This window comes from Pantoea sp. S62 (genome assembly GCF_016658625.1).
Classification (GTDB): domain Bacteria; phylum Pseudomonadota; class Gammaproteobacteria; order Enterobacterales; family Enterobacteriaceae; genus Pantoea; species Pantoea vagans.
Genome location: NZ_JACVVI010000001.1, coordinates 361351 through 374298 on the forward strand (window position 1 = coordinate 361351; position 12948 = coordinate 374298).

General features: G+C 53.6%; 10 protein-coding genes. All 10 read right to left on the reverse strand.

Translation table 11 applies throughout. The features are described 5' to 3' along the window. Positions 1-91: 91 nt before the first annotated feature. The 10 genes from IBT54_RS01680 to IBT54_RS01725 all read right to left on the reverse strand — a co-directional run bounded on the left by IBT54_RS01680 (position 92) and on the right by IBT54_RS01725 (position 12730). Positions 92-2401, reverse strand: a complete 2310-nt coding sequence (locus IBT54_RS01680) for a xanthine dehydrogenase family protein molybdopterin-binding subunit (protein WP_201251411.1) — start codon at positions 2399-2401, stop codon at positions 92-94. Continuing rightward, complete coding sequence (locus tag IBT54_RS01685) at positions 2398-3390, reverse strand: xanthine dehydrogenase family protein subunit M (protein ID WP_201251412.1); 993 nt, start codon at positions 3388-3390, stop codon at positions 2398-2400. The genes IBT54_RS01680 and IBT54_RS01685 overlap by 4 nt, the downstream gene beginning before the upstream one ends. After that, positions 3387-3851, reverse strand: coding sequence for a (2Fe-2S)-binding protein (locus tag IBT54_RS01690; protein ID WP_072009008.1), 465 nt, complete (start codon positions 3849-3851; stop codon positions 3387-3389). Before IBT54_RS01690 ends, IBT54_RS01685 begins: the two co-directional genes overlap by 4 nt. A gap of 656 nt (positions 3852-4507) precedes the next feature. Beyond that, positions 4508-5071, reverse strand: coding sequence for a hypothetical protein (locus IBT54_RS01695; protein ID WP_095707908.1), 564 nt, complete (start codon positions 5069-5071; stop codon positions 4508-4510). Positions 5072-5325: 254 nt separating this feature from the next. Continuing rightward, entirely contained in the window at positions 5326-6264 is a 939-nt protein-coding gene (locus IBT54_RS01700; RefSeq protein WP_201251413.1) for an omptin family outer membrane protease, read from the reverse strand. 903 nt (positions 6265-7167) lie between these two features. Continuing rightward, entirely contained in the window at positions 7168-8712 is a 1545-nt protein-coding gene (locus IBT54_RS01705) for a methyl-accepting chemotaxis protein (protein WP_201251414.1), read from the reverse strand. 538 nt (positions 8713-9250) lie between these two features. Beyond that, on the reverse strand, positions 9251-10141 hold the full coding sequence (locus IBT54_RS01710) for a metal ABC transporter permease (RefSeq protein WP_201251415.1): 891 nt from the start codon (positions 10139-10141) through the stop codon (positions 9251-9253). Beyond that, the gene (gene sitC / locus IBT54_RS01715) at positions 10141-11001 is read right to left on the reverse strand and encodes an iron/manganese ABC transporter permease subunit SitC (protein ID WP_147788659.1); all 861 of its coding nucleotides are present in this window, start codon (positions 10999-11001) and stop codon (positions 10141-10143) included. Before sitC ends, IBT54_RS01710 begins: the two co-directional genes overlap by 1 nt. Before the next feature lie 2 nt (positions 11002-11003). Further along, positions 11004-11819: a manganese/iron ABC transporter ATP-binding protein gene (locus IBT54_RS01720; protein ID WP_201251416.1), complete on the reverse strand. Its 816-nt coding sequence runs from the start codon at positions 11817-11819 to the stop codon at positions 11004-11006. Then, positions 11816-12730 (reverse strand): metal ABC transporter substrate-binding protein, encoded by a 915-nt coding sequence (locus IBT54_RS01725; protein ID WP_201251417.1) that lies wholly within the window; start codon positions 12728-12730, stop codon positions 11816-11818. The genes IBT54_RS01720 and IBT54_RS01725 overlap by 4 nt, the downstream gene beginning before the upstream one ends. Between the last annotated feature and the right edge of the window lie 218 nt (positions 12731-12948).

Here is a 12948-nt window from a genome sequence, read left to right on the forward strand (position 1 = left end):
CTTTCTCCGCTTGGAGTGAAAAACGGGCGCTGGCTTAGCCCGCGCCCGCATAACTACCGTCCGGCCTGCTGGCAGCAGGTCAGGAACCGGTTCAGATAAGCTTGTCGAGCGTAATCGGCAGATCGCGTACGCGCTTGCCGGTGGCATGGAAGACTGCATTACTGATCGCTGCCGCAACACCGACGATACCCAGTTCACCCACCGGTTTACCGCCCATGGTGGTCGCCTCAAAATCGGGCTCGCCTACGTTGATGGTAGTAATGCTCGGGATGTCGCCATTCACCGGCACTAAGTAATCTGCGAGGTTATTGTTGATTACCCGACCGTTACGCGGATCGATGATGCCCTCCTCCATCAGCGCCTGACCCACACCCATGATCATGCCGCCAATCCACTGGCTGCGCGCCAGTTTCGGGTTATAGAGACGACCGCTGTCGAGCGCGGCCACCATCCGTTTAACCCGGATGGTACCGAAGTCTTCATCGACCCGGACCTCAACAAACTGCGCACTCCAGCTGTGGGCAGAGAATTTTTCGGGGCGGGTACCGTCATTAAGATTACGCACCATCTTGTCGCGTTCGCTTTCTGACATATCTTCCGGGAAGGTGCCGCCTTTCACCGTCAGACTCTCTGCCGGGGCCAGCGTCGCCAGCTGAGCAAAGGAAACGGCGAGATCGCTGCGCTGATTGTGCTGCACCCCGTCGCCTTTCAGCGTGAGCTGAGACGCAGGCGTGCCTTTCAGTGGCGACTGTGGCAGTTCGCTGACCAGCTTCAGCAGCTGGTCGCGCATCCGTTTGGCCGTGTCGTTCACCGCCGCGGTCACGTTGCCTGCCAGCTGCGATCCACCCGCTACACCCGCGCGCGGCAGCGCGGTATCACCCAGCTGCACCTCAATGGTGGTGGAGGCGACGCCCAGAATATCGGCAGCGGTCTGCGCCAGAATGGTATAGGTTCCGGTGCCGATATCCGCACCGCCACACTGGACAACAAATGTTCCCTGCGGCGTCAGGATAATTTTCGCTTCGGCAGGGAGTTTGTTGACCGGATAGGTGCCGGAGGCCATGCCCCAGCCAATCAGTTCACGCCCTTCGCGCATTGAGCGCGGCGTCATGATGCGCTTGTCCCAGCCAAAGGCTTCTGCGCCTTTCTGATAGGCTTCTTTCAGACGGCGAGAACTCCACGGCAGGTCGAGCTGATAATCTTTATCTGCCCAGTTGCGCAGACGCAGCTCCAGCGGATCGATGTTCAGGGCATAAGCCATCTCATCCATCGCCACTTCCAGTCCAAAGGCGCTTGGATTTTCACCTGGCGCGCGCATCCACCCTGGCGTCACTGTATTAATCGGCCTGACCTGATGCTGCGCGGAAACATTGCCTACCGCATACATGCGGGCGGTGACTTTGCTGCAGTTCTCGGCGAAGACATCAATGAGTGACGTTTCACTGAAGCTGCGCTGGATAATTGCCTGAATTTTGCCGTCTCGTGATGCGCCCAGCTCCAGCTGCTGCGAGGTCGCCGGACGCCCGCCAAGACCGGTAAAAGTCTGCGGACGTGTCAGCGACACTTTGACCGGGCGCTTCAGCGCACGCGATGCCGCCGTCGCCAGCGCAACATGGGTGTAAGGCACCGGCTTAGAGCCAAATCCACCGCCGACATACGGCGAGATGATCCGCACGTCTTCAACCTCAATGCCCATCCACTCGGCAATCTCTACCTGCGCGCCGGCTACCCACTGGCTCGGCTCCCAGACGGTAATGCGCCCATCCTGCCACTCCGCCACACAGGCGTGCGGCTCCATCGGCATGTTGTATTCACGCGGGGTGGTGTAACGCTGGCTCAGGCGCACCTCGGCCTGCTGCATCGCCGACTGGGCATCGCCCATATCGATATCCTGCTTCGGGAGCGGTTTTGGCTCGACGCCCTCATCGGTGGCAAAAATCAGTGCATCAGACGTTTCATACTCAATCTCCACCAGCGAGGCAGCATAGGTCGCCTGCTCAAACGTCTCAGCCACCACCAGACCGATGTTCTGACCGTTATGAATAATCACATCGTCCTGAATCGGGGTGTAGGTTGACTGCGCCGCGCCGCCATCGGCAATCGCCGTGGGCTTGTTGATCTTCAGCGTGTTGAGATGGGTATAGACCGCCAGCACGCCTGTGGCCTGCTGCGCTTTTTCCGTCGCCATGCGGCTGATGCGGCCGCTGGCAATCACAGACTGGATCACCACGCCGTAAAGTGGATTTTCCGGCTGATGTTCTAACGCATAACGGGCCTCACCGGTGACTTTCACTTTACCATCGCCACGCGAGCGGGATGCGCCCAGACCTTCAATCCGGGTGTCTGCCGCTGAGTTCGCGTTGATCACATCCGGACGCGCTTTGTCGTTTACTTCACTCATGCGGTTTCTCCTGCTGCCATCAGCGCGCGTGCAATCACTCGCGGCGCCAGTTTTACTTTATAGGCGTTGTGGGTCAGCGCCTGCGTCTCCTGAGTAATCCGTTCTGCCGCCTGAAACACCGTCTCTTCCTTAAACGGCTGGCCTTCCAGCGCCTGCTCGACCGATCGGACGCGCCAGGGTTTAGTGGCGACGCCGCCCAGGGCAATATGCACGTCACGCATCACGCCGTTTTCCAGCGTGAAGCCTGCGGCCGCGCTGGCTGCTGCAAACTCATAGGAGCTGCGGTCGCGGACTTTGAGGTAATGTGAGTGGCGGAGTGACTCAGTTTGCGGCACTTCAATAGCCACAATGATCTCGTCATCGCGCAGATCGTGCTCACAATCAGGCGTATCACCCGGCAGCAGGAAGAAGTCATCAATTGCGATGCGACGGGTTTCGCCCTGCTGATTTTTCAGAACGACGATGGCGTCAAACGCCACCAGCGCAACCGCCAGATCGCCGGGATAGACGGCAATGCAGCTGTCGCTGGCACCCAGAATCGCGTGATTGCTGTTGACGCCATCCAGGGCGGCACAGCCGGAACCAGGATTGCGTTTGTTGCAGGCCGGGAACGTTGCCGGGTCACGGTAGTAGTTACAACGGGTGCGCTGACGTAAATTCCCGCCCAGCGACGCCATATTACGAATCTGCGGCGAGGCAGCCTGCCACAGGCTGCCATAAATGGCAGGCGCGCTCTGCTTGCAGGCGGGATGATCGGCCAGCTGGCTCATGGTGACCAGTGCACCAGCGGTGATCTTATCGTCATCAAACTGCAGGTTTTTCAGCGCCGTTAAGCCGCTGATGCCAATTAACTGTGGTGGCGTGAAGACACCACACTTCATCAGATCGAGCTGCGTCGTGCCGCCCGCCAGCAACTGACTGCCCAACTGCTGTTTCAGAGTGGCAGCCTCTTCAGGTGACTGCGCAACTTTCCAGCTGAATTCATTCATGCGGACTCCTTCGCCATCTCAGCAGCGGCCTGTTTAATCGCATCGACGATGTGCGGATAAGCCCCGCAACGGCAGAGGTTGCCGCTCATGTATTCACGGATCTCATCGTCGGAACCGGCATGCCCCTCTTTAATGCAGGCGACGGCGGACATAATCTGTCCCGGCGTGCAGTAGCCACACTGGAAGGCATCATTCTCCATAAAGCAGCGCTGCACCGGATGCAGTTCACCCTCGGTGGAGGCCAGCCCTTCAATACTGGTGACGTCAGCGCCATCCGCCTGGGCCGCCAGCGTCAGGCAGCTCAGCACCCGCTGACCATTTATCAGCACGGTGCAGGCACCGCATTGTCCCTGATCGCACCCTTTTTTGGTGCCGGTCAGGTTAAGATGCTCACGCAGCGCATCCAGCAGAGTGACTCGCGGATCGACCTGCATCTGCTGCGACTGACCATTGACCTGCATTGTTAGCGATATTTTTTCCGACATTGTCTGCTTCCCATTGTTGGGGGCTAAAAGATGAAATTTTTATAGGTTTAGTTCTGACGGGAGTTAAATCGGGGAAAATCGTGATAACCCTAATCTTTACGCGCGTATCTCTGTCTTAAGGTTTAGCAGCTTTTTGGCAATCTGGCGGGCATGTCGGTAAAAAGTCAGCGTTATCTGAGGAAAAAAGGAATGTAAAACGTTATATATCATATAATATAGCGATTTCATATTACTGATTTTATTAGATATATTCCTGGATCTTTCCAGCCAGTATCACTTAGAGGATTGATGCAGCCGCCTCACTAATTTTTTCACAAATTGCAGCCCAGACATCATCTGCCAGTCGCAGTGGCAAGGCTGATACAGGCGGAGTGAAAAGGTTGGTCACCTGTTAACGCCCACCCTGGCACAAGAACAGGCGCGTTCAGGCGTGTTTAATCAGACACGCTTCAGATGAGGAGTCTGGCCAATAATGTGGTCTTTGGCGAAGTCATACGCCGTGATTTTCAGGGGCTATCCACATCCTCTGCGAAAGTGGCAGAAATGCGTAATCCCTTCCGATGTCAACGATACTGGCCGATTGCTTAACATTCCTTCACTGTGATGATGCTACAGCGACAGGTGAATCGTGATTAGCTGCCGCCTATAAGATGCTGACAACGATTTCTGGCGTCCCAGTTATCCTCGGGAAGCGTTTTAAAATCAGACGCAATTCTGGCAGGGTCTGAATAAACAGTAATGGCATAATCCGATGAAATCTCCCGAGCACCATATTTAGTATCAATAAAGTAGCGTTTACCCGCTTGTGGAATAAATGGAACCCACTGCGAGAGTAAATAGCTTTCCGGGAATCTCGTTTTTTTTCCTTGTGTGTCGTAATCGCTCATTATCGTGTTGAGCTGCTGAAAAGCCATGAACCTGCCAGGCTGTACCTTTGCTGTCATAACGCGCCCAGCGGAGGGGATAAGATTTGACTCCAGCTGATGACGATCAACCCTGTCATAACAGGTGCCTTTCTTCTCATAGACCGAAAGATAAAATGTACCCACAAATCCCTCTGGATTGATCGCCACCACCGTCGCTGCATCCTTACCTTCGTAATCTGTGTAATTAAGGGGTAAAAGCGTGGAACAGCCAGTGAGGAAAATAACGGGGGAAAACGCAGCAATTCTCATGATTTTCGGGATGACATGCATTTATTTTCTCTTCCTAAGATGCGTTATGCTGGACGCTATCAGCAAACGGGAATGATATTTATCGATTAGATAAGATCTACAATTACTAAAAAAAAGCGGCAAAACTGCCGGGCTGAAAGTTCATTTAAACAAATCATCTTACTGATTCTGTTGTGAATTAAATAAGCACTTAATATTTTCATTTTTTTGAAAAAAAATTAAAAAGCCCCAAAGGGGGCTTTACGTTACATTATCATCTGGCGTACAGAATCGAATCAGAACCGGTATTGCAGACCAGCTGTAATGGTATAGTTTTTATTTGATATACCAGCCGCATCTCCACCAGTTGATGCTGATTCACCAGAGAATCTGTCAATAATCTGCGTGCTGCCTTTGCCTTCTTCATATTTGCTGTAGGTGAACTCGGCAAACACTTTGGCATTTGGCGTGACATAATAGCCGGCATCTACTGATGTTCCGTAGTACCGCGAATTAGTCGCTTTCTCACGGAAGGTAAGATCGCGCATGTAATGCTCATCATTATCGTGTGCCCGCACCCAGTCACTGAATTTAAATAAGGCATTAAATTCAAAGTCGTTAATACGATACTGGCCTGCAAGGCCAATATACGGCATGGAAAAACGCTGGCTATAGCCAATACCGCGCTCGCCTCTTGGGAAATCACCTACAGAAGCGCCGTTATCGTAATTGTATGAACCGCCAAAAGCTGTCCAGCTTAAACGGGTTTCCTGATAACCAGTAGTCAGACCGGCCTTATAGTTATCGCCCTGTAACGCCCAGCCCTTAACATTGAGATCGTATTCATTGGCGTAATTAACATCTGTGCGGGGATGAGATGAATGATCCGTCCAGTCAGACTGGTTGTCATCGAGCCAGTCATAATCATCCATATGACCCGAACCAGAAGCCAGGGAAGTCCAGCCTCGCGCATTTAGCGTCAGAAATGAGTATGCATCCCAGGATAACTCGCCTTTGAGAATAGCAACATTCTTTATTTTCCAGTCCAGCTGACTGACTTTGCGACCTGTTTCGGTGTCGTAAACCAACTCATGAGATTTGCCACTCAGCATCCCGGCTGACGTCGACACACTAAAGCTTTCCGGAGAAAAATTCGGTGAAAATCGACCTGCATCTGCACAGGCTCCGCCTGACAGAGTCGCCATCATCATCACTGCAACGGTGCTTTTTTTCATTTCAGTTCCATATCCATAAAGGTAATCCCTGTACAGCAGCGCCGTTCTTTGCGTAGCACGGCTGCTGCGTTTCTATACTCACCTGCGGGGTACAAGCCCCGGTGCCCTGGCGAAAGCCTGCGCGACGGCTCATGCGAAGCCGCGGGTTTCTTACCCCTTTTTGCTCGCAGCTTTGAACCGTTAAGGCAAATTCCTTAATCGGCCGCTTTCAGAAAAACATTAATTATTTTTGTTATTTCGCAGTGCGTCACTCATCAACCCCTTTTTTGCCCGGCCAGAAAATTGTTTCAGGTGAGCAACTGCTGCGGCTGGCAAATATCCCCCTTACGGGAAAAAGACAAATGAGACGATGACGACAATAAGGAGAGATGTTTTCTGAGGTGAGGTTTGTAACACCACGCCGCACAGGGCACATCACAGGTGCTGTTTTGCATTCTGCAAGGTCTGCGGCTGGTCGAAGCTTCTGTACGCAATAGCTCAAATGGCCGTGTCGTGAGATACAGGCAGGTTTGCTCAGGCCTTACCAATGAACGCATCATTCACAATGCTGTCATCTGCCCTTCCACCCGAAGAGTGATCAAAATGGTCTGCGCGGTGGCTGGATTTATCAGCGGTCCAGCTCAGGCTGCGGCACTCTTATTCAGTTCGAGCCTGGCCGTAACGCGCATTAAACCTGTATGGCTGACTTTGCGCGGAATCAGGCGGCAGCAGGGCTATCTTTACTCTCCCCCTGTTCCCATTCATGCTCTTTTTTCTGTCGTCAGAAAGTGAAAATGAATGATGTCTGAGCGCTGGGTGACAAACAGGTGCCTGTCACCCATCCTCATCTGCCGGAAAAGCAGACCTTCGGAGGTGTGAATACTGGCGGCACCTCGAGCAAGTGAACGCCGCCACCAGAGGTCATCACACCTGAAACGCGGCCACCATGCCCCGCAGCGCGTGCGCCTGTTCAGAGAGCGACTGAGAAGCAGAAGACGACTCTTCCACCAGCGCGGCGTTATTCTGCGTCACGCTGTCCATTTGCGTCACGGCGACACTGACCTGAGATATGCCCTGCATCTGCTCTGAAGAGGCAAGGGAAATGGTATCCATCGACACAGCCAGTTCATTCACCATGCCAACAATTTTCATAATGCTGTCGCCGGTTGACGAGGCGACCGTGACGCCGCTTTCCACCTGGGTTACCGCTTCTTCGATAAGCAGCTTTATATCTCGGGCGGCAGAGGCACTGCGCTGCGCCAGTGTCCTGACCTCACCCGCGACAACAGCAAAGCCGCGTCCTTCTTCTCCTGCTCGTGCCGCCTCAACGGCTGCGTTAAGTGCCAGAATGTTAGTCTGAAACGCAATACTTTCAATCACAGAGGTAATGTCCCGGACTTTAGTCGCGCTCATTGATATGGCTTGCATCGTCTCTGCCATACGCTTGACATCCGTTTCCCCGGCGTGGGTAAGGCGCGCAGTTTCACGGGCCGAGTTGGCGGTCTCCTGTGCCCCACTTGCATTGCTTTTTACGGTAGCGGTGAGCTGTTCCATGCTTGCCGCCGTTTCCTGCAGGGCAGCAGCCTGCTGTTCGGTTCGGGAGGAGAGTTCTGTATTACCCTGCGAGATTTCATCTGCGGCCAGTGCAACGGATGCAGAGGTATCTCTGATATTTACCACCATGCTGCGCAGGTTGGCCTGCATAACATCCAGCGAGGCCAGCAGGCTGGAGGTATCGTTATGCCGTAACAGGACAGGCGATGTCAGGTTACCCGATGCAATCGCCGCGGCCAGCGCCTGTGCCTGTGCGGGCTCTCCGCCCAGCTGACGCATAAGCGTCCGGATGATGGAATAACAGGCTGCGATAGCGACGAGGAAAGAAATCAATACCATCACCGACATCAGCGTAGCCGTTTGCGAAGCTGCTGCCCTTGCATCCAGAACGGTTTTCCTGCTTACCTGCATCTGAATAGTCGAAAGCCGATCGAGGGCATTCAGCATTGTTCGCTGTCCTGGCCTTACGGTTTTTAGCAGGTAATCAACGGTTTCAGACTGAGGTGCCTCCATCGCTTTCCTGCCCGCCGTCATGAGCAGACTCAGTGCGGATTCATCCGTGGAGGTCAGATTTTCCAGCGCACTTTTGCCTTCCGCTGAGACGTTTTGCGACATACTGGCCGTCAGCTTGTCCCTGTTCTGGATGTAGATGGCTTTCTGAGCGACTATTCTGTCCCATTCAGGCTGTCTGTCATTCTGTTCATTCAGTAATGCAATATTCCTGACTGCGATCGCCATGTCTCTGGCCGCATTTCGCATGTTCTGAATCAGCTCATAGCGGTAAATTTTATTATTTACAGCGTTTTCCATATCGTCCCTGGCCTGCCAGAGTGCATGAAGTGCCGTCCCGGTGCAGAGAAGGAAAAGGATGATCAGCAGGCTATACCCTGCGACAAGACGCGTGGCTATTTTCATATTATTTTCCGTTATATTTTTGAGATTGCTATGTTGCTCTGGTGTTAAGAAATGAGGTTGAATAAAAAACCATGAAAAATTTTCTCTGGTAGCGTCATCAATAACGGCGCGACAGAAAATATATATAGACGATGGAAGAGGAAACTAAGAAATCAGAAAGAGAGGAAAACGCCTGAAAAAATACAACCCATTGATAGTTATCAATTAAAATAATAGCAATCAGCAAATTAATTAGTGTTAAAAAACATTTCACGCTACAAATCATTTCTAAGCGTATTTTTTTCAACCCGGCTGCACGCATTGCCAGAATCATAAATTTCTAAGGGAGTGCGCCATTTTTGTTTGTTTCACATAACAATCCTGAAGCTGTGCTGATACCCACATCAATCATTACTGAGAGATTAAATTATCCGCTCCGTTCACAGGAGCGGATATCACTACCAGAACCGACATGATGCGTCATTCGCTGTTTAAAAGCCTCAACTTTCAGGCTTGAGAATAAGTCTGTTTAGACGCTATCTGCTCTGAAATCCGAATTTTACCGCGCCTTATAATTGCTTCGGGATGGTTTATCACCACAGACGCTCTTTTCGCCAGACCGATGTTTCAGCCGTTCCCGCTGCCGTGTTTTCCCTCCCGCAATGACCATCGCTACGACAAACACCACAGCAAACAACACTACGATCGTCGGCGCAGGCGCACTGTCGATAAAGAACGAGAGATAAACGCCGCTCAGCGATACCAGCACCGACACCATAACCGCCACCAGCAGCGCATGTGAAAAACGACGGGTGAGCAGCACCGCAATAGCGCCGGGCGCGATCAGCAGGGAGATCGACAGGATGACCCCCACCGCTTTCAGCGTCGCTACAATGGTCAGCGAGACCATGCAGAGCAGCCCATAATGCAGCAGACGGGCGGGTAAGCCAGAGACCTGTGCCTGCTGAGGGTCGAAGCTGAACAGCATAAAATCACGCCACTTCACCACAATCACCATAACGATGATCAACGCGATAATCGCTGTCTGAACGATATCTGCGCCGGTGATGCCAAGCATGTCCCCAAACAGGATATGATCCAGGTGCACTTCAGGTTTCACAGCGATATAGAGGATTAGTCCCACCGCGAACATGCCGGAGAAGACAATGCCCAGCACGGTGTCCTGCTTAATGCGGCTGTTGTCCTGCAGGAAACCACTGGCGACGGCACAGAACAGTCCTGCAACAAACGCACCCACCGCCAGCGGCAGTCCTGCCATCCACGCGAGCACGATGCCAGGGAATACCGCATGGCTCATGGCATCGCCCATCAGCGCCCAGCCTTTTAGCACCAGAAACACCGACAGCAGCGCACAAGGGATTGCCACGACCAGCGCGATAAGCAATGCGCTATTCATAAATGCAAACCGGAAAGGGTCAAGGATCCACATCAGCCAGGCTCCTTTTCAGGGTGATGGCGGCCACGACGCCGGTTAGCCAGCAGGCCATGTTTTGGTGCAAAAACAAACGCCAGCAGGAACAACAGCGTCTGCGCGACCACGATGATGCCGCCCGTTGCGCCATCCAGGTAGTAACTCGCCCAGGCACCCAGAAAACTGGTGATGCTGCCGATCGCGACAGCAATCATCAGCAGCCGCGGAAAGCGATCGGTGAGTAGCCAGGCGGTTGCGCCGGGCGTCACCACCAGACAGATCACCAGAAAGGCACCGACAGTTTGCAGCGCCGCCACGGTAGAGACCGCCAGCAGCGTAAAGAAGAGAACTTTCAGCCGTTCAGGGCGGAGTCCGATGGCGCGCGCGTGATTCTCATCAAAGAAGGTGACCATCAGATCTTTCCACTTAAACAGCAGAATGATGATCGACAGCCCGCCAATCAGCGCCAGCTGGAGTACATCGGCTGGCGCAATCGCCAGTATGTTGCCCAGCACAATGGTCTGTATGTTCACGGCAGTCGGATTAAGCGACACCATAAACAGGCCCAGACCAAAAAAAGAGGAAAAGATCAGGCCAATGATCGCATCTTCTTTTAAGCGGGTGCGCTGATTGAGTAACAGCATGCTGCCCGCTGCCAGCCCACCGGAAAGAAACGCCCCCAGTGCAAATGGCAGTCCCAGCATATAAGCGCCCGCGACGCCTGGTACAATAGAGTGTGAAAGCGCGTCACCTATCAGCGACCAGCCCTTCAGCATCAGATAGCAGGAGAGAAACGCGCAGAGTCCACCCACCATCGCGGAGACCCACATCGCGTTAAGCATGTAGTGATAACCAAAAGGTTCCAGTAAAAGCGCCATGCTTAGCTCCCCTCTTCCCGTGCGGCATGAGGTGCAATAAAGGGAAGTTCATCATCGGTGATGATCTGATCGTCCAGCCCCTTCACCATCACATGACGCAATACCCCGCTGAACGCACGCTCAAGATTAGCGGCGGTAAACGTAGTCCGGGTCGGGCCGCTGGCCAGAACGGTGCCTTTTACCATCACGGTGTAATCACAGAACTCCGTAACCGAGCCCAGATTATGGGTGGAAACCAGCATGGTCTTGCCTTCATCACGCAACTCCCCCAGCAGGCTGATGATTCTGGCCTCGGTCTGAACATCCACGCCGGTAAACGGCTCGTCCAGCAGGATCACGCTGCCCTGCTGCGCAATCGCACGCGCCAGAAACACCCTTTTCTTCTGCCCGCCAGAGAGTTCGCCGATCTGACGATGGCGATAATCCAGCATATCGACCCGCGCCAGCGCCTCACTGACAATCTGCTGATCATGCGACTTTGGCCGGCGCAGCAGCCCCATGTGCCCGTAGCGCCCCATCATCACCACATCTTCCACCAGCACCGGAAACGACCAGTCCACCTCTTCCGACTGCGGCACGTAGGCGACCAGACTCTGGCGCAGCGCCTGGTGGGTCGGCATCCCCAGCACCGAGATACTGCCGCTGGCGAGCCGCACAAATCCCATCAGCGCTTTGAACAGGGTTGACTTGCCGGAGCCATTAACGCCCACCAGCGCGGCGATCGATCCGCCCGGCACGCTGAAGCTGGCATCATGCAGCGCAGTGTGTCCGTTGCGCCAGGTTACCGTAACGCCTGAAACCACAATGGTGTCTGTCATTGCGCTTTCTCTCCCGCTTTAATGCCCTGCACCAGTGTCTCCGTGGTGACTTTGAGCAGATCAAGATAGGTTGGCACCGGTCCCTCCGCGTTACTTAAGGAGTCGACGTAAAGCACACCACCGTAATGGGCACCGGTTTCCCGCGCGACCTGGCGGGCGGGCTTATCTGACACGGTGCTTTCACTGAACACCGCCGGAATGGCATTTTTCTTCACCTGGTCAATCACGCGTCTCACCTGCTGCGGCGTACCCTGCTGGTCAGCATTGATCGGCCACAGGTAAAGCTCTTTCATGCCCAGGTCACGCGCCAGATAGGAGAACGCGCCTTCACTGGTCACCATCCAGCGTTTCTGCTCAGGAATAGCGGCAATCTGCTGGCGCAGCGGATCCAGTGCCGCGGTAATTTTTTGCTTATAGGCGGCAGCGTTCTGACGATAAGTCTCTGCGTTGACCGGGTCATATTTCACCAGCGCATCGCGGATGTTATCGACATAGATCAGCGCATTGTCCGGTGACATCCAGGCGTGCGGATTCGGTTTACCATTATAGGGCCCTTCGCCAATCCCCATCGGCGTTACACCAGCGGAGACCACCACTTCCGGGACGCCGTCCAGATGCTGATAAAAGCGCTGAAACCAGCGTTCCAGATTAAGCCCGTTCGCCATAATTAACTGCGCACCCTGCGCCCGCCGGATGTCACCGGGCGTGGGCTGATATTCGTGTATTTCAGCACCGGGCTTAGTAATAGACGTGACCTCCGCGGCATCTCCAGCCACGTTCTCAGCCATGTCAGCTATCACCGTAAACGTTGTCACTATCTTAAATTTTTCTGCTGCATAGCTGCTGCTCGCCATCAGGTTTATGAGCAGTGCGCTCAGTAACAGCGTGGTGAACTTTTTTATCGGGACCATTAGGCGGGCTCCAGAGGTGATTAAAAACAGAACATAGTTAGCAGAGGCTATTTTTTATAGCACAGGCTATATCTTCCGAACAGCAGGGAGATGTGAAGTTTCTTCAGCATTCAGGTTCAGGCGTCAGCTTTTGTAAATATGCTCAGTTAGCGCCTGATATTAATAGGAATATTTATGATGATGCGTGGCGTTCAACACGCTTATGGCTTCGCGACAGG

Bases quoted from the DNA above. Each gene is read 5' to 3' on its own strand.
- IBT54_RS01680 (WP_201251411.1), bottom strand. From the start codon at position 2,401: ATGAGTGAAGTAAACGACAAAGCGCGTCCGGATGTGATCAACGCGAAC.
- IBT54_RS01685 (WP_201251412.1), bottom strand. From the start codon at position 3,390: ATGAATGAATTCAGCTGGAAAGTTGCGCAGTCACCTGAAGAGGCTGCC.
- IBT54_RS01690 (WP_072009008.1), bottom strand. From the start codon at position 3,851: ATGCAGGTCAATGGTCAGTCGCAGCAGATGCAGGTCGATCCGCGAGTC.
- IBT54_RS01695 (WP_095707908.1), bottom strand. From the start codon at position 5,071: ATGCATGTCATCCCGAAAATCATGAGAATTGCTGCGTTTTCCCCCGTT.
- IBT54_RS01700 (WP_201251413.1), bottom strand. From the start codon at position 6,264: ATGAAAAAAAGCACCGTTGCAGTGATGATGATGGCGACTCTGTCAGGC.
- IBT54_RS01705 (WP_201251414.1), bottom strand. From the start codon at position 8,712: ATGAAAATAGCCACGCGTCTTGTCGCAGGGTATAGCCTGCTGATCATC.
- IBT54_RS01710 (WP_201251415.1), bottom strand. From the start codon at position 10,141: ATGTGGATCCTTGACCCTTTCCGGTTTGCATTTATGAATAGCGCATTG.
- sitC (WP_147788659.1), bottom strand. From the start codon at position 11,001: ATGGCGCTTTTACTGGAACCTTTTGGTTATCACTACATGCTTAACGCG.
- IBT54_RS01720 (WP_201251416.1), bottom strand. From the start codon at position 11,819: ATGACAGACACCATTGTGGTTTCAGGCGTTACGGTAACCTGGCGCAAC.
- IBT54_RS01725 (WP_201251417.1), bottom strand. From the start codon at position 12,730: ATGGTCCCGATAAAAAAGTTCACCACGCTGTTACTGAGCGCACTGCTC.